The sequence below is a fragment of the Rhizobium sp. 1399 genome (assembly GCF_031455475.1).
Classification (GTDB): Bacteria; Pseudomonadota; Alphaproteobacteria; order Rhizobiales; family Rhizobiaceae; genus Rhizobium.
Genome location: NZ_JAVDSU010000002.1, coordinates 1,076,891 through 1,099,629, shown reverse-complemented (window position 1 = coordinate 1,099,629; position 22,739 = coordinate 1,076,891). Strand labels below are relative to the sequence as shown.

Annotated in this window: 22 protein-coding genes; 7 read left to right on the top strand and 15 right to left on the bottom strand. The window is 60.7% G+C overall.

Annotated elements, in window-relative coordinates; genetic code table 11:
- Positions 1–21: 21 nt before the first annotated feature.
- From J2X71_RS11090 to J2X71_RS11070, 5 genes are all read left to right on the top strand, one after another.
- A complete protein-coding gene (locus J2X71_RS11090) occupies positions 22–762 on the top strand; it encodes an ATP-binding cassette domain-containing protein (RefSeq protein ID WP_310382191.1) in 741 nt (246 codons plus the stop codon).
- On the top strand, positions 749–1,921 hold the full coding sequence (locus tag J2X71_RS11085) for an alpha-D-ribose 1-methylphosphonate 5-triphosphate diphosphatase (RefSeq protein ID WP_310382104.1): 1,173 nt from the start codon (positions 749–751) through the stop codon (positions 1,919–1,921). The genes J2X71_RS11090 and J2X71_RS11085 overlap by 14 nt, the downstream gene beginning before the upstream one ends.
- 269 nt (positions 1,922–2,190) lie before the next feature.
- On the top strand, positions 2,191–2,409 hold the full coding sequence (locus J2X71_RS11080; protein WP_310382103.1) for a hypothetical protein: 219 nt from the start codon (positions 2,191–2,193) through the stop codon (positions 2,407–2,409).
- 30 nt (positions 2,410–2,439) lie between these two features.
- Positions 2,440–3,249, top strand: a complete 810-nt coding sequence (locus tag J2X71_RS11075; RefSeq protein WP_310382102.1) for a PfkB family carbohydrate kinase — start codon at positions 2,440–2,442, stop codon at positions 3,247–3,249.
- 121 nt (positions 3,250–3,370) lie between these two features.
- Complete coding sequence (locus tag J2X71_RS11070) at positions 3,371–4,330, top strand: S1C family serine protease (RefSeq protein WP_007826940.1); 960 nt, start codon at positions 3,371–3,373, stop codon at positions 4,328–4,330.
- A gap of 80 nt (positions 4,331–4,410) precedes the next feature.
- On the opposite strand, the gene J2X71_RS11065 is transcribed toward J2X71_RS11070, so the two are convergent.
- From J2X71_RS11065 to J2X71_RS11035, 7 genes are all read right to left on the bottom strand, one after another.
- Positions 4,411–5,304, bottom strand: a complete 894-nt coding sequence (locus tag J2X71_RS11065) for a haloalkane dehalogenase (protein WP_310382101.1) — start codon at positions 5,302–5,304, stop codon at positions 4,411–4,413.
- Positions 5,294–5,893, bottom strand: a complete 600-nt coding sequence (locus J2X71_RS11060; RefSeq protein WP_310382100.1) for a TetR family transcriptional regulator C-terminal domain-containing protein — start codon at positions 5,891–5,893, stop codon at positions 5,294–5,296. Before J2X71_RS11060 ends, J2X71_RS11065 begins: the two co-directional genes overlap by 11 nt.
- Positions 5,894–6,236: 343 nt before the next feature.
- Positions 6,237–6,653, bottom strand: coding sequence for an organic hydroperoxide resistance protein (locus J2X71_RS11055; protein WP_310382099.1), 417 nt, complete (start codon positions 6,651–6,653; stop codon positions 6,237–6,239).
- A 159-nt stretch (positions 6,654–6,812) separates the two neighbouring features.
- Positions 6,813–8,138 carry an ATP-binding protein gene (locus tag J2X71_RS11050; protein ID WP_310382098.1) on the bottom strand — a complete coding sequence of 442 codons (1,326 nt, stop codon included), beginning with the start codon at positions 8,136–8,138 and terminating at the stop codon, positions 6,813–6,815.
- A complete protein-coding gene (locus J2X71_RS11045; protein ID WP_007826946.1) occupies positions 8,135–8,875 on the bottom strand; it encodes a response regulator in 741 nt (246 codons plus the stop codon). The genes J2X71_RS11050 and J2X71_RS11045 overlap by 4 nt, the downstream gene beginning before the upstream one ends.
- A 132-nt stretch (positions 8,876–9,007) precedes the next feature.
- Positions 9,008–10,048 carry an alpha/beta hydrolase gene (locus J2X71_RS11040; RefSeq protein WP_310382097.1) on the bottom strand — a complete coding sequence of 347 codons (1,041 nt, stop codon included), beginning with the start codon at positions 10,046–10,048 and terminating at the stop codon, positions 9,008–9,010.
- Between the two features lie 137 nt (positions 10,049–10,185).
- Positions 10,186–10,557, bottom strand: coding sequence for a DUF488 family protein (locus tag J2X71_RS11035; protein ID WP_310382096.1), 372 nt, complete (start codon positions 10,555–10,557; stop codon positions 10,186–10,188).
- Positions 10,558–10,787: 230 nt separating this feature from the next.
- On the opposite strand from J2X71_RS11035, the gene J2X71_RS11030 reads away from it, so the two are divergent.
- Together J2X71_RS11030 and J2X71_RS11025 are read left to right on the top strand one after the other, a co-directional pair.
- The gene (locus J2X71_RS11030) at positions 10,788–12,563 is read left to right on the top strand and encodes a cytochrome c biogenesis protein DipZ (protein WP_310382190.1); all 1,776 of its coding nucleotides are present in this window, start codon (positions 10,788–10,790) and stop codon (positions 12,561–12,563) included.
- Positions 12,564–12,606: 43 nt separating this feature from the next.
- Positions 12,607–13,365 (top strand): alpha/beta hydrolase, encoded by a 759-nt coding sequence (locus J2X71_RS11025; RefSeq protein ID WP_310382095.1) that lies wholly within the window; start codon positions 12,607–12,609, stop codon positions 13,363–13,365.
- Positions 13,366–13,397: 32 nt separating this feature from the next.
- On the opposite strand, the gene dhaL (J2X71_RS11020) is transcribed toward J2X71_RS11025, so the two are convergent.
- The 8 genes from dhaL (J2X71_RS11020) to J2X71_RS10985 all read right to left on the bottom strand — a co-directional run bounded on the left by dhaL (J2X71_RS11020) (position 13,398) and on the right by J2X71_RS10985 (position 22,472).
- Positions 13,398–14,054 (bottom strand): dihydroxyacetone kinase subunit DhaL, encoded by a 657-nt coding sequence (gene dhaL, locus J2X71_RS11020; RefSeq protein WP_113320385.1) that lies wholly within the window; start codon positions 14,052–14,054, stop codon positions 13,398–13,400.
- A gap of 60 nt (positions 14,055–14,114) precedes the next feature.
- Positions 14,115–16,205 carry a bifunctional sugar-binding transcriptional regulator/dihydroxyacetone kinase subunit DhaK gene (locus J2X71_RS11015; protein WP_310382094.1) on the bottom strand — a complete coding sequence of 697 codons (2,091 nt, stop codon included), beginning with the start codon at positions 16,203–16,205 and terminating at the stop codon, positions 14,115–14,117.
- Between the two features lie 152 nt (positions 16,206–16,357).
- Complete coding sequence (gene dhaL, locus J2X71_RS11010; RefSeq protein WP_310382093.1) at positions 16,358–17,005, bottom strand: dihydroxyacetone kinase subunit DhaL; 648 nt, start codon at positions 17,003–17,005, stop codon at positions 16,358–16,360.
- Positions 17,006–17,019: 14 nt separating this feature from the next.
- Positions 17,020–18,015 carry a dihydroxyacetone kinase subunit DhaK gene (locus tag J2X71_RS11005; protein WP_310382092.1) on the bottom strand — a complete coding sequence of 332 codons (996 nt, stop codon included), beginning with the start codon at positions 18,013–18,015 and terminating at the stop codon, positions 17,020–17,022.
- Between the two features lie 22 nt (positions 18,016–18,037).
- Positions 18,038–18,808: an SDR family oxidoreductase gene (locus J2X71_RS11000; protein WP_007816802.1), complete on the bottom strand. Its 771-nt coding sequence runs from the start codon at positions 18,806–18,808 to the stop codon at positions 18,038–18,040.
- Positions 18,809–18,867: 59 nt separating this feature from the next.
- Positions 18,868–19,854, bottom strand: a complete 987-nt coding sequence (locus tag J2X71_RS10995) for a substrate-binding domain-containing protein (RefSeq protein ID WP_113320389.1) — start codon at positions 19,852–19,854, stop codon at positions 18,868–18,870.
- 94 nt (positions 19,855–19,948) lie between these two features.
- Positions 19,949–21,025 (bottom strand): ABC transporter permease, encoded by a 1,077-nt coding sequence (locus J2X71_RS10990; protein ID WP_405049698.1) that lies wholly within the window; start codon positions 21,023–21,025, stop codon positions 19,949–19,951.
- The gene (locus J2X71_RS10985; protein WP_310382091.1) at positions 20,994–22,472 is read right to left on the bottom strand and encodes a sugar ABC transporter ATP-binding protein; all 1,479 of its coding nucleotides are present in this window, start codon (positions 22,470–22,472) and stop codon (positions 20,994–20,996) included. Before J2X71_RS10985 ends, J2X71_RS10990 begins: the two co-directional genes overlap by 32 nt.
- Between the last annotated feature and the right edge of the window lie 267 nt (positions 22,473–22,739).

Here is a 22,739-nt window from a genome sequence, read left to right as displayed (position 1 = left end):
GAGGAGACCGAGCCGGTGAACATGCACACACATCCTGCCGCTTCGGCACAGACCATTCTCTCCGTCCAGGGCCTCGCCAAGCATTTCGAGATGCATCATCTCAAACGCACGCTGCACGCCTTCGACAAGGTCGATTTCGAACTCCGCGAAGGTGAATTCATCCTGCTGACCGGCGAAAACGGCGCCGGCAAATCGACGCTCTTGCGCACGCTCTACCGTTCCTACGTACCGCGCGCCGGCCACGCCTATTATCATACGCGCGAAGGTGTCATCGATCTGACAGTCGCAGCCGACGTCGATATCGCCCTTTTGCGCAAGCGCGAGATCGGCTTCGTGACGCAGTTCCTGCAGGCCCGTCCGCGCGTGGCGGCCGAAGAACTGGTCGCCGAGCCGCTGCGCCTTGCCGGCCAGCCTTACGACGAGGCGATTGAACAGGCGCGCCGTTGGCTTTCCGCCTTCGGCGTCAAGCCGGGACTGTGGGCCGCTTATCCCTCTACCTTCTCCGGCGGCGAGCAGCAAAAGGTCAATCTGGCGCGCGCCCTCATCCTGCCGCAGCGGCTCCTCTTTCTCGACGAGCCGACTGCCTCGCTCGACAAGAATGCGCGCCGCGCACTCGTTGCCCGCCTTGCCGAGCTGAAGGCTGCAGGCGTGGCAATGATCGGCGTCTTTCACCACCCCGAGGATGTCGCGGATCTCATCGACCGCGAAATCAGCCTTCAAACCCGACAGATCCAGGATGGAGCAGAGAATGTGGCTGAGTGATTTCGAAATCGTGCTGCGCGATAGGGTCATACCGCGCGGCGCTGTCAGGATTAAAGATGGCATTATCGCCGACATCAGAGAAGAGCCGGTGGCTGGGGCCGATATTTCCGGCGATGGCAGGCTGCTGCTTCCAGGCTTCATCGACATGCATGGCGATATGATCGAGCGTGAGATCGAGCCGCGGCCGAATGTGCGCTTTCCGCTGGAACTCGGCATTTTCGAACTCGACAAGAAGCTTGCCGGCAATGGCATCACCACCGCCTATGCGGCGCTGTCCTTCCATGCCAATAGCAGCTATGGCCACATTCGCTCGGAAGAGCATTCGCGCTCGATCATCCAGACGCTGGTCGAACTCCGGAAGAACGATCTCCTGATCGACCACAGGGTTCACGCACGCTTCGAAATCACCTTCACCCATGCCCGCGCCGTCATCGAAGACCTGCTGCGGGCCGGCGCCCTCGATCTCGTCTCGCTGATGGACCACACGCCGGGCCAGGGCCAGTACCGCGATGTCGAACGCCATATCGAGACGATCGCGCGCAACAACAAGATCAGTCTCGAACAGGCTGCCCAGCGTGTTCAGCAACGCATGGAAAACCGCGCCCAGAACAATGACGCGGTCGACAATCTGCAGGGCATCGCCGCCACCGCGCGCGACCATGGCGTCATCATCGCCTCCCATGACGACGACAGTATCGAAAAAGTGGCGATCGTCGAGGGACTCGGCGCGCGTATCAGCGAGTTTCCGGTGACGATGGCGGCTGCACAGGAGGCCCGCAAGTTCGGGCTGGCAACGGCCATGGGCGCACCGAATGCGCTTCGCGGGCTTTCCTATTCAGGCAATCTTTCTGCCCGTGAGGCCTATGAACGCGGCGTTCTCGACATCCTGGCGAGCGATTACCATCCCTCCGCCATGCTGCCGGCTGCCATCGCACTTGCGGAAGCCGGATCGGGCGGACTGCCGGCTTCTGTGGCGCTGGTCAGCGCCAATCCCGCCAAGGCGCTTGGGCTGACGGATCGCGGCGCGATCGAAGTTGGACTGCGTGCCGATCTCGTCATCGCCGAGCATGGCCGCCTTCCGCGGGTGCGGGCCACTTTCTGCCGGGGCAGGCAGGTCTATTCGGACGGAATTGTCCCGCGATTTCAAAAGGCTGCATAAGAAGCCTCTAGCGGCGAAGCGCCGAGAGCTGCCATTGAATAAAATACATCCGGGATTTCCGGATGTATTACTTGAAAAAAATAGCGTAACTACCCGGGCGTGTTTGCCATCGCCGTTTCGGAAATCGGCACCTTCGCCAAGCTTTTTTCGGAAGCGATCGAAAATACCTCGCGCAAACCCGTCGATGGCGTTCTCGCATCGGGCGGCGGACCGCTGCAGACGATCCGCCTTGCCATCATGCCGCAGGCCATGCCGGTGATCCCTCGATCATGCTCTACAATTTCGAATCCAACACCCGCTCAGGCACCATTCTCGGCACTGTCGGCGCCGGCGGAATCGGGTTTCTGCTGGCGGACCGCATTGCCGCCTATCGCTGGCCGGAAGCCTGGACGATCATCTTCCTGATCGTCGCCGTCGTTTATGTTATCGATCTTTCCTCCGCCTGGCTGCGCGGTAAGATCATCGGCAAGAATGACAGCGCACGCTAAGCGGCGGAAGAGCGCGGCAAGGGAGATGGAATGGCAAGGATAATGGTGGTCGGCAATGCCAATGTCGACCGAATCTGGTGGCTCGACCGACCGCTTGTGCCCGGCGGGAGGCTCGCCTGCCAATCGATTGAGGAGCGCTATGGCGGCGGCGGCTTCAATGCCGGCCTGGTCCTGCTCGATCTCGGCCATGAGGTGATGCTCGTCACCAGTCTTCACGACGATGATCGAGGGCGAACCTATCTGAAGGATCTCGGCAAGCGTGGCTTCAACACCGATTTCGTAGGCCTCGTGCCCGGAAAGACAGAAGCCGTCGACATCCTTGTCGACCCCAGCGGTGAACGCACCATCATCGCGCCTGCTGGCCGCCGCAGGCCTGGTATCGAAGCCCTGCCGCCGATCGATGCTTCGCTCGTCTACCTCAATGCACGGGCGATGAGCCCGGCCGCCCTGCGGCAATTGGATGATTTCGACCAGGTGGTTTCGCAATATCCGCTCTCGGCTGAACGCAGGCCGGCCAATGTTCTGATCGCTTCGCGCTCGGACGTGAAAGGAGCGGCGCAAACCGCCTGGCAGGCAGCTGCTGAAATCGCTGCGCCGCGGCTTGAAACCCTCGTGCTGACGAGCGGCATGCAACCCATCGAGATCGTCAGCCGGCAGGATTCGATCATCGTCGAGTTACCGCCCGCAGCCCCCGTGCGCGATACGACGGGAGCGGGGGATTATTTCGCTGGTGGTTACATTGATGCCATCATCGGAGGTCTTGACGCCGGCGCCGCAGCGCTGGCTGCCTGCAAGGTGGCGGCTTCGTACCTCGCCGCTTCCGGAAATCACGGCTCTTGAAAGACCGCCCTGCAAGTCTCACCTGATATCTCCATTGTTCACCTGTCGAACGACAGCCCTTTGCCTCCAGCAGTCGCTGCCGGTCCTCAACGTCGACGCCTCGCGCGTCGGAGGAGATTTCATGGGATTCATTGATCGTGACATTCAGCCGTCGTCAGACGCCGGACTGCTGGATGCCTATTCCGAAACGGTGTCGAATACCGTCGACATGGTCGGCCCGGCAGTCAGCCGCATCGAGCGCATCGGCGGACGGGCGGGGCATGGTTCCGGCTTCGCCATCTCGCCCGACGGTCTCATCGTCACCAATAATCACGTCGTCGGCGATGCAAAGGCCGTCACCATCAAGACGCCTGATGGTGCAGTCGTAGAAGGCCGGGTGCTCGGCCGGGATGAAGACACCGACCTTGCCCTGATCCGGGCCAACGACTGGTCCGGCGCCTGGGCGCAGCTTGCCGACTCGAAGAAGCTGAAGCGCGGGCATATCGCTGTTGCCATCGGCAATCCGCTTGGCTTCGAATGGACTGTCACAGCCGGCGTCGTTTCCGCTCTCGGACGCTCGATGCGCGCTGCGAGCGGTCGCCTGATGGAAGATATCATCCAGACCGACGCGGCGCTTAACCCCGGCAATTCAGGCGGTCCGCTGGTCTCTTCGTCAGGTGAGGTCATTGGCGTCAACACCGCGGTCATCCAGGGCGCGCAGAGCATTGCCTTTGCGGTCGCATCGAATACCGCCAAGCATGTCGTGTCCGAAATCCTCCGCTTCGGCGAGGTCCGCCGCGGATATATCGGCATCGCAGCCGATACGGTCGATCTGCATCGGCGCATTGCGCTTGAGGCCGGCGTTCCCCAACGGACAACGGTCCGCCTGCGCCGCGTCGAAGACGATGGTCCTGCAGCCAGGGCCGGCCTTCGCGAGGGTGATTATCTGCTCGCAATCGGCGGCCATCCGGTGTCGGGGATAGACGACGTCGTCCGGCTATTGGATGGGTCGACGATCGATGCCGATGTCGATGTGCTGATATTCTCCATCGCAGGGCGGATCGAACAACGCACCGTTCGCCCCGCAAAAAGAATACATTAGCATCTGCGGTAGCCGGATAGAGAAGAGAACGAAGTCGAGGCTCGCCTTCGTTCTCCAGTGGCGGCAATCGCTCCGCTGCCTTATGCGACCAGGCTCTGCGCCTCGATCTCGGCGATGAACTCGGCAACCGTCTCGCCGATGATTTCAGGATGATCTTCCTGCAGGTAGTGCAGGCCTTTGCCCAGCTTGATCAGCCGGCAATTACGCAGACGTTTTGCAAAATCCTCGGCAAAGGCGGTCGGAATGAGGGCGCCGGGATCGCCAGCGAAGAGAAGCTTCGGATAGTTCGATACCGCCAGAGCCTCATGCGCCTTTTCCATGGTCGCATAGACATCTGCCGGTTCGCCGGCGATCGGCAGCTCATTGGGAAATCGCCAGGTCGGCAGGCGCGAGGCCGGTATCGGGAACGGCGCTCGATAGACGGCCATCTCCTCCTCGCTGAATTGACGGAGCGTCGCCCCCGGCAGTACATCTTCAACGAAGATATTGTCCTGGAGAACGAGCGCCTCACCCTCTCCCGGCGTTCGGAATTTGCGAAAAATCTCACGCTCGGCGCTGTTCTGCAGAAATTCGTCCCAGGTCGGGATCGGTCTGATGAACTCCATGAAGGCCAAGCCTCGGACGAAATCGGGACGACGGGCGGCGAGATGGAGCGCCAGCCCGCTTCCCCAATCCTGGGCGACGAGATAGGCCGATTTGACGCCCATCTTCGCTATGAAGGCGTCGAGGTAGCGCACATGGTCTTCGAAGCGGTATGCGATGTCCGGCTTGCCCGATTGGCCGAAGCCGATCAGGTCCGGAGCGATACAATGGGCGGCATCTGCGACATGCGGAATGATGTTGCGCCAGATATAGGACGAAGTGGGATTGCCATGCAGAAGGAGGGCGACAGGGCCGTCCGTTCTGCCGGCCTCGCGATATGCCATTTCGGAATCGAGCACCGGCACGCGCGGCAGACTGATATCATGTCTCATGGCTGTGATCCTTGAACACGGTGGCAAAGACGATCTTCTTGAACCGCTCCAGGGGCTGGGCATCCCGCGATACTTTCATGCGCAGGATCGCGCCTTCCCATGAAGCAAGGAGGAATTCGGCCAGATCTTCCGGACTGATCGCATCATCGATCTCCCCGGAGGCCTGTCCTTCGGCAATGCAAGCCGTAAATGGCGCGCTCCATTCGCCAAAAATTTCCGATAGCCGCGTGCGCAGCGTCTCGCTCTGCGGGGCCGCCTCCAGGCTGAGATCGCCGATGAGGCAGCCGCGGCTGAAACCATCGGCAGCCAGACGGCCGGTGATGATATCGAGATATTTCTCGATGCGCTGGCGTGGCCTCAGCCCCGCATCCCCCAGCGCCGTCTCGATGGCGCACTGAAGATCCTGAAAGTAGAGATCCAGCACCTCCTTCGTGAATTCCTCTTTGGAACGGAAGTGGTTCGTGAACGAACCCTGTGGCACGCCCGCTTCGGCGACGATGTCGCGGACCCCCGCGCCAATGTAACCCTTGCGGAACATGACCTTTCGGCCGGCTTCGAGAATTGAGTTTCGATGTGAATGTTTTGCCATGCACATTACAATACGTACGACCGTATTATTGTCAAGGCTGAAGTCGTTTTGCGACGCCATCGGAGCCAGGCAAGCAGAAACACTTTAAAAAACAAAGGCACCCGCCAAGCGGCGGGTGCCTTACTCATCGCTCCCCAGCGATATCAGATTGCAATCACCTTACAGGGACCCGGGTGCCCCCGAGGCCGCGACAAGCAGACCAAGCAGTGGCGACGGCTCGTCAGAGAACACGTCATAGACACAGGGTGCTGCAAAAACCGCGGCTCCCAGAATGAAGATAATGATCCTTTTCATCGAAGCCTCCGTGGATGCAGCCAGCTGCACCCAAATTGCGCCGGGATGTTTAGACGAGATTGAGCTCGACATTGATGTTGCCGCGCGTCGCCTTCGAGTAAGGGCAGGTCTGGTGGGCTTCCTCGATCAGCGTGCGGGCGACTTCAGGCTCCAGGCCCGGCAGGCTGATGTTCAGCCGGGCCTGCAGGAAATAGGCATCGCCGGTCATGCCGAGATCAACTTCAGCGTCAACAGCGGTATCAGCGGGAAGCCTCAGCTTGCGCTTGCCAGCAGCAAGGCCCATCGCCCCGATGAAGCAGGCCGACCAACCGGCGGCAAACAGCTGTTCAGGATTGGTGCCGGCATGGGCGCTGCCGGGAGGCGAAAGCTTCACCTCGAGCTGCGCGTCACTGCTGCGGGCGGAGCCGTCGCGGCCGCCGGTGGTGTGGGTCTTGCCGGTGTAGAGAACTTTTTCAATCGTCGTCATGAGAGCACTCCTTGGTTTCGCGTCGCGACCTGCGACATCTGGTGACGGAGTGGTTTTGACGGTCTGACGTATCCCGTATGTTTCCAAAATCGGCCGAACTGTATCAAAGCGTAGCGCCGGTCTATCTGGACATTTTCGCATACAAATGCAGCGAAAAATTCAATTGGCGCGGATCGTCACTTCGGCCGCGAGACCACCGCCCTCGCGGTTATAGAGCCGCACCGAGCCGCCGATCGCGGCTGCCAATTGCTGGGCAATGGCAAGGCCAAGGCCTGTGCCGCCAGTCTCGCGGTTGCGCGACTGTTCCAGCCGGAAGAAGGGTTGCATGGCGGCTTCGAGCATGGCGTCCGGAATGCCAGGGCCGCGGTCCATCACGGTGATGGCGATCGCCTCCTCGCCTTTCCGCTCAACGCTGATTTCGACTGCACCTGCGAATTTCAGCGCATTGTCGACGAAGTTCGTGAGAATGCGACGAAGCGCATGCGGTTTCGTCGATGCAATGCCCTGCACGAGGCCGACGACGCTGACGGCCTTGTCCATGTCCTGATAGTCATAGGCGATGCTGTCGATGAAGGACGAGAGGTCGATACGGGAAAACTTCTCGCCATTGCCATGGGCGCTGCGGGCATAAGCGATCCCATCCTGCACGAGACGTTCGATCTCACCGAGATCGCGCACCAGCTTGTCCTTCTCGGGGGAATCATCGGTCATATCGGCGCGCAGCCGCATACGGGTGATCGGCGTCTGCAGGTCGTGCGAGATCGCAGCCAGGATCTGCACCCGCTCTTCGAGATAATGCGCGATCCTTTCGCGCATGGCATTAAAGGCGCGCGCCGCATGCGCAACTTCGCTCGGGCCACGCTCGCTGAGCGGCGGACCTTTCTTGTTGGGATCGAGTGCGTCGGCCGCAGCCGCAAGAGCCCCGAGCGGCCGGATTGCCTGGCGCACGGCAAACCAGGTGCAAAGCACCAGCAGCACCATCTGGATAGCAAGCACATAGGGCAACCATGCCGCAATCGGCATCGGAGGCCGCGGCGTGATGTCGATCGTCAGCGGACTTCCGTCACTCAGCGTCAGATGCGCCTGCAGCCGGCTGATATCGCCCGGAATGAATTCCATGCGGATCGGATAGGTGCCGCCGACCGCCTCTTCGATCCTGCCGCCGATTTCCCTGCCCTTGCTGGAATTGTCGGGCAAACCGGGCAGACCCGGCCCAAGTTCGAAACGATAGTTGCCGCGGCTGAGACGATCGAGCAGGTCGCTGCGCTGATCCGCCGGCAGGCGGTCGAGAACGGCGATCGAGGTCGCCACATCACTTTCCAACGTGCCGAGCATGACGGCCTTGGCCGACATGGAACGCTCAACGAAGAGGACTGTGAAGGACAGGCCATAGGCAATCGCCAGGCCCGCCAGCAGAATGAAGAAAAGCCGAGCCCGCAGCGTGCTCGGCCAAAACCCGGAGCGAAGAGCAGTCCCCACGCTCATGACCTGGCCTCTTCAATCTCCACCGGAACGGAAAAGACGTAACCTTCGCTGCGCACCGTCTTGATATAGGTCGGCTCGCGGGCATCATCCCCCAGTCGCTGCCGAACGCGGCTGACCAGCAGGTCGATGGAGCGGTCGAAGAGTTCCGCATCGCGGCCCTGCGTGAGGTTCAGCAGTTGGTCACGGTTGAGCACCCGCTGCGGATGGTCGATGAAGACGCGCAGCAGCCGATATTCGGCGCCGCTCAGCGCAATCTCGGTTCCTTGCCTGTCGAGAAGATGCCGGCCGACCGTATCCAAGCGCCAGTCGCCGAAGCGAAGCCATTGTCCCGCCTCCGAAATCTGCAGGTTCGGCGGCAGCGCGCGGGTGCGGCGTAAGACGGCCTTGATGCGTGCCAGCAATTCGCGCGCGGCAAAGGGTTTCGGCAGATAGTCGTCGGCGCCCATCTCCAGCCCGATGATGCGATCCATCTCGTCGCTGCGGGCTGTCAGCATCAGGATAGGCGTTGCCTTATGCTTACCCGCACGCAGCTCACGACAGAGCACCAGCCCGTCATCGCCCGGCATCATGACATCGAGCACGATGAGATCGACCGTATTGCCTTCGAGAAAGCTGCGCATCTGGCGGCCATCGGCGGCGACTGACGTCCGAAGCCCATTCTTCTTCAGATAGCTCGAAACCAGTTCGCGGATTTCACGATCGTCATCGACGATCAGGATGTGGTCGACGTGCTCCATGTCGGGACTTTCGGATCCTCTATCTGTTGGCGTGCAGCAGAACTGTTATCTGCAGGCTCGCTGCTTACTGTTTTGACTCTGAATTGGCTGCCGCGAAACAGGGAATTCCGTTCGCGGCAGCCGAGGCAGGCTTTAGAAGCGATCGACATCCAGAATGGCCTGGGCAAAGGCCTCCGGTGCTTCTTGCGGCAGGTTATGGCCGATGCCGCCAGTGATGTTGCGATGCTCATACCTGCCGGTGAACTTCTTGGCGTAGGCCGAAGGCTCCGGATGCGGCGCGCCATTGGCGTCGCCTTCCATGGTGATGGTCGGTACGGTGATAACAGGAAAAGCAGCGAGCTTCTTTTCCAACGCGTCATATTTCTTTTCGCCATTGGCGAGGCCAAGCCGCCAGCGGTAGTTGTGGATGGTGATCGCGACATGGTCGGGGTTTTCGAAGGCTTTGGCAGAGCGGTCGAAAGTCACGTCATCAAATTTCCACTGCGGCGAAGCAAGCTTCCAAATCAGCTTTGCGAAATCATGCCGGTTGGCCTCATATCCCTCGCGGCCGCGTTCAGTGGCGAAGTAGAATTGATACCACCAGGACAGCTCGGCCTGCGGCGGAAGCGGCTTCTTGTTCGCCTCCTGACTGCCGATCAGATAGCCGCTGACCGAGACCAAGCCCTTGCAGCGTTCCGGCCAGACAGCGGCCAGGATGTCCGCGGTGCGGCCGCCCCAGTCATAACCGCCGATCACGGCGCGCTCGATGTCAAGCGCATCCATGAAGGCGATGATATCGGTGGCGATGGCAGCCTGCTGACCGTTGCGCGGTGTCTTTGCGGAGAGGAATTCGGTTGTGCCGTAGCCGCGCAGATAGGGGATCAGTACCCGGTAGCCGGCATCGGCGAGCGCAGGCGCTACATCGACGAAGCTGTAGATGTCGTAGGGCCAGCCATGAAGAAGGAGCACAACCGGGCCATTTGCGGGACCGGCTTCAGCGTAGCCAACATTAAGTACGCCAGCCTTGACCTGCTTCAGCGGTGCAAAGGACGTATGCGAGCCTGCCGTCACGGCGGGCGCGGTAACCTGCGACTGGGCACCAGCGGCACTGGTCAGGCCAAATTCGACCGCCGCCATGGTCATGGCCGCAACACCGAAAAAACGACGACGCTGAAGATTAATTTCGCTGGACATTGGCTCTCTCCGTTTCAAGTTGATGGCAGGGAGAAAACAGCGCGCATGTATCCCCGATGTTTCGGGTATCCGCTTCAATTGCATGCGGATGTAGCATCCGGCCTTCCGGATACGTTCTGATACAATTGGCTGCCTTCTCAATCGAAAATCCGTCGGATGAGGAAATCACGGAGCGCCACGGCATTGTTGTGCTCGTCATCGCTGGTGGCATAAAGCAGCGTGACCGTGCCCTTCTTTACGAAATCGGTCACGAGCTTCAGCTCTTCCTCCTTGTGCTCAAGCTCTGCGGTGTAGCGCCGACGGAACTCCTCCCAGCGATCAGGCTCATGATTGAACCAGTGGCGCAGCTCGGTGCTTGGCGCGACATCCTTTAGCCAGGCAGTCAGTGCAGCACGCTCCTTGCTGAGACCGCGGGGCCAGATGCGATCGACCAGCAGTCGGGCGCCATCCGCATCCACCTTGGCCGCATAGACCCGCTTGAGCTTTACCGTCTCAGCTCTGGCTGTCATTTGATCCTCCTCATTCAGCGATCATCCCTCTTCTTGCGGGGTCCGGGCTAGGCGAAGCGCTGATGCATGGAAGATAGCGCAGCCCTCATCGGAGCGCTTCCTACACTTCGGTACATATTGCCGGGAAACCAGACACATCCGAGATACATCGCCTCGACCAGATAGCCGCGTTGCTGGTCGGGCTGCATCGCCGTCCAGAGCCCGATCACCCGGTTCCAAAGGAAACGATGATGACGCTTCTTATCATTGCCTATCTCGGAGGGGCGCTGACCATATTCAGCCCCTGCATCCTTCCCATCCTGCCCTTCGTCTTCGCCCGCGCCGGACAGCCATTCGTGCGCAGCACGCTGCCCATGCTGATCGGGATGGCCGCCACCTTCGCGTTGGTAGCCACACTTGCCGCCGTTGGCGGCAGCTGGGCGATCAACGCCAATGAATATGGCCGCCTTGCCGCGCTGACCTTGCTTGCTGTCTTCGGCGTCGGCCTTCTGTCGCCGCGTGTCGCAAGCTTCATCACCCAGCCGGTCGTCGATTTCGGCAATCGCCTGCTGAACGCTTCCGGCAAGACCGGCTCTGCGCCGACAACGGCAAGCGCGCTCGTTCTCGGCGTCGCAACCGGTCTGCTCTGGGCGCCCTGCGCCGGGCCGATCCTCGGTCTCGTACTGACCGGAGCCGCACTCCAGGGAGCGAATCTGCAGACGACGTTCCTGCTGCTCGCCTATGCGGCGGGCGCGGCCACCTCACTCGCCATCGCGCTTTCCGTCGGCGGCAAGATCTTTGCCGGCATGAAGAAGTCGCTCGGCGTCAGCGAGCGCATTCGTCAGGGCCTCGGCGCTGCCGTGCTTGCAGGTGTCATCGTTATCGCACTCGGTCTCGACACCGGCCTGCTTTCGCAGCTCTCCTATGCCAGCACCGCATCCTTCGAGCAGGCCGTTCTCGACAGGGTGAATGTGAAGCCAACAGATGGAGGATCGTCCGAAGTCGCGAGCAACGACAAGACGATCGGTCTTGCCGATGCGAAGAAACCTTTCCACAGCGATCTGCCGGTCGAAGGCCGTGCGCCATCACTGGACGGGGCCGTCGAATGGCTGAACTCGCCGCCGCTGACGACTGAACAGCTTCGTGGCAAGGTCGTGCTTGTCGATTTCTGGACCTATTCCTGCATCAACTGCATCCGCACTATCCCCTATGTCCGCGCCTGGGCTGAAAAATACAAAGACCAGGGCCTGGTCGTGGTCGGCGTGCATGCCCCGGAATTTGCCTTCGAAAAGAAGATCGACAATGTCAAAAAGGCCATTGGCGACTTCAACATCGGATATCCGGTCGCAATCGACAACGACTACAAGATCTGGCGCGCCTTCGATAACAGCTACTGGCCGGCCCATTATCTGATCGATGCCAAGGGCCAGATCCGCGAACATCACTTCGGCGAAGGCAACTATCGACAGACCGAGCAGGCGATCCAGGACCTGTTGCGCGAAGCCGGCAGCGAGACGGCAACAAGCGCACCGGTCGTGCCGGATGCGAAAGGCGCCGAAGTGAGCCCGGACCTGAAGGACATCGGCTCCGGCGAGACCTATATCGGCTACAAGCAGGCCACCGGCTTTGCGTCCAATGAGAGCATGCGTGCCGATGCCACCGGGGACTATTCGGTGAAGCAGCCGGGTCTCAACCAGTGGGGTCTTTCGGGCAAATGGACTGTCGGTGCCGAAGAGGCGACGCTGGATCAGGCAGGCGGCGGCATCGCCTACCGCTTCAGCGCCCGCGACCTACATCTCGTTCTTGGCCCAAGTGCTGACGGCAAACCGATCCGCTTCCAGGTGACGGTCGACGGCAAGGCGCCAGGTGCCGACCATGGCAGCGATATCGACGCCGATGGAAACGGCACGGTGACCTCGACCAAACTCTACCAGCTCGTGCGCCAGTCCGGCGCGGTGGAAGCACGCAACTTCGCGATCCATTTCCTCGATCCCGGCGTCCAGGCCTACGCCTTCACATTCGGCTGAACATTCCTTCTCTCATTTAACTTGAACAACAGGAGCAATCACCATGAAACGCAAGTATTTTTCCACCCTCGCCCTTGCCTTCGCCACCAGCGTCATCGCTTTTGCTGCCCAGGCGGCCGAGGTGAAAAACATCGTCATCGTCCACGGCGCACTCGCCGACGGCTCCGGCTGGCGCCAGGCAACCGAAATCCTCGAGCACCGCGGCTTCAACGTCACCATCGTCCAGGAGCCGATCACCTCGCTTGCCGATGACGTCGCCGCCACCAACCGGGTGCTGGACTTGCAGGACGGCCCGACCCTGCTCATCGGGCACAGCTATGGCGGCATGGTGATCACCGAAGCCGGCAACAGTCCCAATGTCGCGGGCCTGGTCTATGTCGCGGCCTTCCAGCCGGACAAGGGTGAAAGCCTCATCAGCCTGGCGAGTTCCAAGCCGGCTGGCGGCATGAATATTCGTGAGACGAAGGACGGAAAATACCTCTATCTCGATCCGGCCGCCTTCGCGAACGACTTCGCCGCCGACCTGCCGAAGGACGAGGCCGCGTTCCTAGCGAAATCGCAGGTCTTCGCCTCCAAGGAGGCCTTCTCGGCCAAGGTCGGGGATCCCGCCTGGAAGACTAAAAAGAGCTGGACGATCGTCGCCACCGAAGACCGTTCGATCAATCCCGACCTCGAACGTGACATGGCAAAGCGGGCCGGCAGCACGGTGGCGGAGATCAAGGCAAGCCACGCCGTCTTCGCGTCTCAACCGGAGAAGGTTGCCGATGTGATCGCGAAGGCTGCCGAGGCAGCCGGCAAGTAAGCAGATCAAAAGCGGTGACCGGAGCCGGTGGATCACTCCGCCGGCTCATTTTCCGTGAACGTTTCCTTCATCGCCTTGATGATGACGACGGCCGATGCCGCGCCCGGATCGATGTGGCCAAGGGATCGTTCGCCGAGGCGGGCGGCACGGCCGCGCGTGGCAACCATCGAACGGGTCGAGCGTGCGCCGGCGTCTGCGGCTTCAAGAATGCCGTTCCACATGTCCGAGACGCTCGCCTGTCTGTCGCGGGCAGCAGCAGCCGCCTCTGTTGCCGGGATCCAGGCATCCAGCATCGTCTTGTCACCGCGCTGCCCCTTGCCGCGGTCCCGGATACCCGATGTCATAGCCTCGACAATTGCAGCCTGAGCGGCGATCGAAAGCGTCTCGTCCCGCTTCAGAGCCTGCGCCGCCTTGCGGAAGGCCGTGGCATAGAGCGGGCCGGTCGATGCGCCAACGGCATCGAGAAAGGCGGATGCGGCAAGCGAAAAGACCTCTGATGGCAATATTTTATCGAGATCGTGTTTCGCCAGTTCGCCATTCACCGCCTGGAAGCCGAGCGACATGGTAATGCCGTGGTCGGCATCGCCGATCGCGCCATCCAGATCGGAGAGATGATCCTTCTCAGCCGAAATCGCCACGGATATCCGGTGAAACATCCTGCTGAGGCGGCGGGCCGCGTTTGCCGACATGCGTATCCTCCCAATTCATGCAGCCCAGCCCCCTGGGATGCTTTTATACTTTTATGCTTTTCAGTTTACGACCCTCAGAAACGCCGTATCGCAGGGGTGATGCAGCAGATCCGTCAATTCCTGGTCGAGATGCAGGATCGATATGGATGCGCCGACCATATCGAGCGATGTGCAATAATGCCCCACCCAGTTCGCTTCGATCTTGATCCCCTTCGCGCTCAGGCGCTGCTCCACCCTTCGGTAGAGAATATAGAGTTCCATCAGCGGCGTGCCGCCGAACGAGTTGACGAGAACGGCGACGCGGTCCCCCGCCACCGGTTTCATCTCCGAAAATATGCGATCCATGACGACATCGACCACGCCGTCGGCGCTCATCATCTTTTCGCGCATCACGCCCGGTTCGCCGTGAATGCCCATGCCGATTTCCATATCGTCGGGACCGATCTCGAAATTGTGGCGACGCGTCTGCGGCAACGAACAGGGCTCCAGCGCAACACCCATCGTGAACGTACGGTCATTAGCTTTTCGCGTTGCTGCCTCGCAAGCATTCAGCGACAGGCCGCGATCGCAGGCCGCACCGGCAATCTTGAAAATGAAGAAATTGCCGGCAACACCGCGGCGTCCATCCCGATCCTCCAAAGGCGAGGAGGAGATATCGTCGGTCGTCACCACGGTGCGGACTTCGATATTGTCCTCTGCCGCCATTTCGGCAGCCATCTCGAAATTCATGACGTCGCCGGCGTAATTGCCGTAGACGAAGAGCACGCCCTCCCCGCCCGACGCTGCCTTGGCGCATTGCAGGATCGGCCCCGGAGGCGGCGAGGAAAAGATATTCCCGACCGCGACAGCGTCAGCGAGCCCTTTGCCGACATAACCGAGGAACGCCGGCTCATGGCCGGTGCCGCCGCCGACGACCAGTCCAACCTTGCCAGCCCGCGGGCCCGCGCGGGCAACGAGAGCGCGGTTGGAGCCGTCGACCGGGCGGAGGTAATTCACATGCGCTTTGACGACACCCTCGAGCATTTCCTCGACGACATCATCAGGATTGTTCAGGAACTTCTTGATGTGGGTGCGAGCGCTGTTCAGTGGCGCCGGCATATCGCTTTCCACGCGCGGACGCTGGGACAGCTTTTGCGCGATCTCGGTGACGCCGTCGGCATTCAGGATGCCGCGACCGGTGGCTGCATCGGTGATCAGGACATTGACATAGCCGCCGCGAAGCGCGGCGAGGATCGCCGGCACCTTGTCGAAGCCACCGGCAACAGCAATGCGCATGTTGATCTTCTTCAGGAGGTCGAGCGAAACGCCGACGGTCCGGTCGTCCAGCGGACCGGCGACGGGCCGTCCGTGGCCGTCGATGAAGCGTCCGGCAACGACACCGGTCGCGTCCTTCGCCAGATAGTCCTGTAGCGATACCGACTCAAAAAAGCCGCTGGTGTGGATGGTGGAATTCGGCCGCATGGAGGCGATGCCGAAAATCACCCTGTTTGCCCGCGAAAGCGCCTCAAACTGCTGATCGATCAAAGGTTCGCGCATCAGCATGTTACGCAATTCGGCGCTGGAAACGATGGCAGGCGCCGAAATGTTGATGAGCCGGCCATCGACCGCGTCGGCAAAGGCGGCGGCACAAAGTTCCGGCGTGTAGGCGAAGGTTGCGCTCGTCCCACCTGTCGCCTGTACGATGGTCATATCCTGCAGTCCCGAAATGGCGGCCTGCTGGCCAACCGCCATGATGGTGCGGCCCCAGACGACCGCCATTGTATCCCCGGATTTCAACAGTTTCTGCAGTGCCTGCGCGCCGGCTGAGCCAAGCCGTTCGATCAGCGGCCGGGCATTGTCGTCGCTCGGCACGACAAGACAGTCATGCAGACCGAAATGCCGCTTCAATTCCTGGGCGATGGTGAGCGAGCTCAGGCGCGAGGGTTCGATGGAAATATTGACGATGCCGCGGGCGCGCGCATCGGCGAGGTAGCTGTTCACCGTTGCGCGTGAAATGCCCATGGTTTCGGCGATATCGCCTTGGGTCATGCCATCTTCGTAGTAGAGCCAGCATGCCCACACATAGGGATCGTCGCCGTAGCGCAGCGGGATTGGTTCAGCCGCGATATCAGCCGTAGTGTTCTTTCGTGCCGATGATGTCTTAGCCGTCATCCTGCCTGGTTCCCCTCGTCTGCAATCGACGGCGAAGATGAGCGCAAAAGCTGCAGTTTTCAACGTACTTCCGGCCGATTGTTCCCGGCCGCCGAAGCGGCCGGGAAGGTGATACAAGGGAGGATCACGGGCTCTCACCAAAGCCCGATTTGTCAGGCGGGCTGGAGCCTCGTTTCCACGCCATCAGCCAGCGACTTCAGGATCAACGCGCAGGATGTCGCGCCCGCGTCGAGCACGCCGAGCGAACGTTCGCCAAGGCGGCTGGCGCGACCGATCTTGGCGACGAGATCGCGTGTACTGTCCCGTCCAGCCTCCGCAGCTGCGACGAGAGCCTGAAGCGCCTCACCAAAGGACTTTCCGCTGCCGATCGCCGTATCGAACGCACCGATCGCCGGCACGAGCGTGTCGAGCAGCGTCTTGTCGCCCACCTTGGCCGAGCCGATAGCCTGAATGCCATCGAGGCCATTGTGGAGCATGGTGCTAAACGTCGCGGCGTCGATCGCATCAGACTTCTCGATCGTTTCGGCAAACTGCGTGAACATGACGCCATAGAGCGGTCCCATGGAGCCGCCGATCTCCGTCATCAGCACGGTGCCAAGCGTGTCGAGCGCTTCCGCCAAGGACATATCTGCACCCTTGACGCGTTCGGCCGCCATGCCAAAACCCTTGGCCATGTTGACGCCATGGTCACCGTCACCGATCTTGCCGTCAATTTCGCTCAGATAGGCGCGGTTTTCGATGATCCGATCGGCAAGCGAGAGAACGATATCGCCTGATTTGGCATTCCGAAATTGCTGCATTCGCCTGCCTCCCCTCATAGCATCGCAGGGCACTGAACATCAACATTCAGCAGCCGCTTCAGCTCGTCGTCCAGTGCCATGACGGTCAGTGTTGCGCCGACCATTTCCAGCGATGTGAAATAGTTGCCGATATAGACCTTATAGATCTTCAGTCCGCGTCCCGTGATCTCGGATTCAATCGTATCGTGGAGAATATAGAGCTCGTTGAGCGGCGTTGCGCCAAGCCCTGACACGATAACTGCGACTTCGGCTCCAGCAGGAAGCTGGTGATCGTCGAGAACGATCTTCGCCATCTCCTCGGCAACTTCCTTGGCGGATTTCAGCGGCTCGACGCGCACGCCGGGTTCGCCATGGTGGCCGATGCCGACCTCCATCGTGCCGGGCTCGATGGTGAAATTCGGATGGCCGACGGAGGGCAGCGTGCAGGGGCCGAGGCCGACGCCGATCGAACGGCAATTGTCGATCGCTTTCTGAGCGGTCGCACGAACCTCTTCGAGGCTCGCGCCCTCTGCAGCCTTCGCCGCGCCGCACTTCCACATGAATATCTCGCCGGCGACGCCGCGACGCTTTTCGCGCTCCTCAGGGCCTGCTGAACATACATCGTCATTGGCAACGACGGTGACGATCTCGATGCCTTCTTTGGCCGCCAGCTTGATTGCCATCTTCACATTCATGTTGTCGCCGGCATAGTTGCCATAGAGGCACACGACGCCATTGCCGCCATTGGCTTCGCGCGCGGCATCGAGGAAGCTCTTTGCGGTTGGCGAAGAGAAAAGTTCGCCGACGGCCACGGCATCCAGCATGTTGCGGCCGGTATAACCAATGAAGGCCGGCTCATGGCCCGAACCGCCACCAGTGATGACGCCCACCTTGCCGGCGACCGGTGTGTGACGAGCAGCAATGACACGGGGATTTTGTGCCGATAGCCTGACGATGTCGGCATGGGCCTTGACGAAACCCTTGACTGTATCCTCGACGACCTCGTCCGGATTATTGATAAATCTCTGCATTATAACTCCTATCTACCGCGCGTCAGATAATGGTGTAGCCGCCGTCGACCAGAAGGTCCGCGCCATTGATCATATCGGCACCGTTGGAAGCCAGGAACACCGCCGCCGCCGCAATCTCCTCTGGAAACGCAAAACGGCCGGATGGAATGCGCTGTTTCAGCGCCTCACCGCGTGGGCCGTCCCATGCCTTCCTGCCGAGATCGGTCAGGACGACGGTCGGAGAGATCGTGTTGACGTTGATGCCGTGCTTTCCCCATTCGGCAGCCAGCGTCTTGGAAAGACCGATGACGCCGAACTTCGAGGCACAATAGGCAACATGCTGGTCGATGGCGACCGTGCCTGCCTGTGAGGCCATGTTGATGATCTTGCCGCCCCTGCCCGCCTTGATCATGGCGCGGCCGGCGGCCTGGGACACCAGGAAGGTGCCTTTGAGATTGATCGCGATGGTCTTGTCCCACGCATCGAGGCTGAGTTCCTCTGCTGGCGCGAGCATGACGACACCGGCGCTGTTGACGGCAATATCAATGTGACCGAATGCGGCCACCACGTCGGAAACCACCTTTTCGACCGATTGCGGGTCCGACACATCGCAGACGAATGATTTCGCGCCGTTGCCGAGTTCGTCGGCCTTGGCCTTCGCGACCGATCCATTGATGTCCACCACGCCGACGATCGCGCCTTTGGCGGCCATGGCGGATGCGATGGCGCTGCCGATGCCGGAGGCCCCACCCGTGATCAGAGCGACCTTGCCGCTCAAGGAAAAGTTCAAATCAACCTGTTTTGAATCAGTCATGGCTTTCTTCTCAACCTGTCGGGATATGGGGCGGGATCTTCATCCCGCCCCAGGGAGGATCACTTGCGAGTGGAAAGCAGCTTATCGACGTTTTCAGCCGTCACCGGGGTCCACGGGACATTATAGGTCTTATCCTTGCCGTCGTTCCACGGCATATCCTTGTAGGTGGTCCAGATATCGGATTCCGGCTTATAGTCGCCCTTCTTGGCATTGAAGATCGCAAGATCCAGAGCGCCCTGCGCCTGGGCGCGAGCATCCTGAAGGATCGAGGTCATCTCACCGGCCTTGGCGGCCCGCAGCGCATCGGTGACGCCGTCGATACCGGCGATGGCGAAGCTCTTGACGTCGAGCCCGGCAGCCTTGATCGCCTCGATGGCGCCGAGCGCCATTTCATCGTTCTGGCCGATAATGCCGTTGATCTGGTTCGGGTGCGACGTCAGCCAGTTCTCCATCAGCGTCTGGGCTTCGGCGCGCGACCAATTTGCAGTCTGGTCTTCGAGAACCTTGACGTTAGGGCACTCGGCCAACGCCTTCTTGTTACCCTGCAACCGCTGGATCTGCGCCGACTGGCCGACCGGGCCCTCGATGATCACGACATTGCCCTTGCAGCCGATCTTGTCCAGCACACTCTTGGCTTCGAGATAACCGGAAACCGTGTCATCGGAACCGACATAGGAGGTCAGTTGATCGGAATTGACGCGGGTGTTGGAGCCGATGACCGGAATGCCGGCGTCGACGGCGGACTGAACGGCAGATGCCCCTGCATCAACGTCGATCGGAGCGAAGATGATGGCGTTGTACTTCTGCGTGATCATCGTCTTGAACTGGTCCTGCTGAACCAATGCGTCATAGCGGCCATCGAAAACCGTCAGTTCGACCTCGCCGCTCTTGACGGCGGGGTGGTCCTGCAGGGCCGCAGTCCAGATCTGCATGAATTCTGCATTCAGGCCGTAGGGCGCTGCGCCAATCTTGATCTTCTCCTGGGCTGCGGCCGACGTAGCCAGCAGTGCCGTTGCCGAAGCAAGCGCAATCAGAAGCTTTTTCATTTCATTTTCCTCCACCTTGGGTTTAGGCTGCCAGCATGGCTTGCCTGTCGGACGGGGCGACCGAAGCACCTGCCCCGAATTTCTGTTGTTGAGCTCAGGCTCCGAAATTTCGTTTCTGGTCGAGCATGACGGCGCCGACGATGAGGGCGCCCTTCAGGACCTGCTGGTAGTAGGACTGGATACCCATCAGATCGAGACCATTGTTCATCACGCCGATGATGAGCGCGCCAATCAATGTCCCCGTCACCCGGCCGACGCCACCGGAAAGGCTCGTCCCGCCGATGACGACTGCCGCGATCGCATCCAGTTCATATGCGACGCCAGCCTGCGGCAGGCCCGAACCGGTGCGAGCGCTGAGCAGGATGCCTGCAAGCCCTGCCAGGCCACCGGAGATAACATAGACGGTGAAGCGGATTCGGTCGGTGTTGATGCCCGAAGTCTTGGCCGCATGCGGGTTGCCGCCGACGGCATAGATGTAGCGGCCGAACCGCGTACGGTTGAGCACCCACCAGGAAGCCACAAAGACGACCGCAAGCACGATGACGGGAGCGGGAAGACCGAATACATCACCGGTGCCGATCCAGCGAAAGGCGGGTGTCAGCGCCGGAACCGGGCGACCGCCACCGTAGATCAACGTCATGCCGCGGGCAGCCGAGAGCATGCCGAGTGTGGCGACGAAGGCGGGCACCGAGAAGCGCGAGACGATCGCGCCGGAGATCGAGCCGCAGACAATACCGACCAGGACACCGACCAAGAGGCCGATAGCGACCGGATAGGGCGAACCGATGACGCCGGCCGTTTCCGAAGTGGTGGCAAAACTGGCGCTGACGATACCGGCGAGTGCTACGACAGAGCCGACCGACAGGTCGATGCCGCGCGTCAGGATCACGAAGGTCATGCCGATCGCCAGCACGCCGTTGATGGACGTCTGCAGCAACACGTTGGAAATATTTCCGCCGGTCAGGAAGAACTCATTCGAGAACGACAGGATAACGACCAAAAGCAGGAAGGCGAGGAAGATGCCGTATTCCTGCACGATCAAACGCCGCTGTTCGGTCTTGAACCAGCCGCCCGCACTCTTGTTCTCACTCACTGACACTGCCTGCTCCTCTGCTGCCGGACGAACGCCCTGACCCTGGTCAGGTTGATAAGTGGACGAGTGATTGGGCATTCGTCTCCTCCCGGCTGTATATTCCGGCGCTCTTGCCGCCGCGCATCACCATGATGCGGTCCGACATGCCGAGAACTTCGTCGATTTCCGATGAGATCATCACCACCGTGCCGCCGCCTTCGGCGAAGTCGCAGATGATGCGGTAGATTTCGCGCTTCGCGCCGACATCGACGCCGCGTGTCGGCTCATCCAGCAGCAGGACCTTGGGGTTGCGCAGGAACCATTTGCCGAGAACGACCTTCTGCTGGTTGCCGCCGGAAAGGCCTGATACCGGCATGGTGTCGCGCGCTGCCTTGATCTGAAACTGCTCGCGCATCCGCCTGCTGGCATCCACTTCCTTCGCATGGTCCATCGCAAAGGCGGGGCTCAACTCCGGCAAGCTTGCCATGCAGATATTGGCGCGAACGGAATCGGAGAGATTGAGCCCCGTCTGCTTTCGATCCTCGGTTACCAGCGCCAGTCCATGAGCCATCGCGTCCGAGGGCTTCGCGACCGAGATCGGCGCACCGTCCACTGCAATGTGTCCCTTCGATGGTTTATCGAGGCCAAAGAGGCAGTTGAAGATTTCCGTGCGACCGGAGCCCATAAGCCCGTATATGCCGAAGATCTCGCCCTTATGGGCAGCAAAGGAAATGTCCTCGATCTTGTTCGGGCAGGAGAGCGCACTGACCTCCAGACCGATCTGAGGTGTCGGCGTATTGGTCTTGACGTATTCTTCCGACAGTTCCCGTCCGACGATCATGCGGATCAGGCTCGGCCGGTCGATCTCCGACAAGGCGCCGGCACCGACGAAGGAACCGTCGCGGAAGACCGTGTAGGAATCAGCGATCTGGAAGATTTCCGACAGGCGGTGCGAGACGTAGACGATACCGCGCGCCTGCGCCTGCAGGCGGCGGATCGCCGCAAAGAGCTGCTGGGCCTCACGCTCGCCGATCGCCGATGTCGGCTCGTCCATGAAGATGACTTCAGCATCGTGGCTCAGCGCCTTGGCGATCTCCACAAGCTGCATTTGCGCGACCGAGAGGCTCATCATGTACTGGTTTGCGCGGATATCGAATTCCAGTCCATCCAGAAGCTTTTGCGCCGCGCGGTTCATGGTGCGGAAATCGATGCCACCGAAACGGGCTGACGGCTCACGGCCAAGATAGATGTTCTCGGCGACCGTCATGTGCGGAACCGGGCTCAGCTCCTGCTCGATGATGGCAATACCGGATGCGAGCGCATCAGCCGGACTGGAGAAATCCACCCCGCGGCCCCGCCGACGAATCGAGCCAGCATCGCGCTTGTGAATGCCCATCAGAATTTTCAGGAAGGTCGACTTGCCCGCACCATTACCGCCACACAGCGCGTGGACCGAGCCAGCGCGAAGTTGGAAGCGGCCGTCGCGCAGGGCTGCGACGCCGCCAAAGGCCTTCTTGAGCCCCTCCACTTCCAGCAGAAATTCCACGTCCGTCTCCTCCACGCATGCGTCTGGCGAGCACGTTCAGCGCGCCATTCGACATCCGGAAACCTCCGCCCGAATATCGATTCTGACAATATTCGATTTCTATTCGACAAATGTCAAGCGACGCATAATCACGTAAATGTCAGGGTATCCGGGAGTCAGGAACGGCGCCGAAAAATCCCGCAATTTCAGGGTGATGAGTGACAGCGCGGCGGAAATGAGGGCGTGTGGAACATCATGCCGACGTGGCGCAAAGAGATTATCGACGGC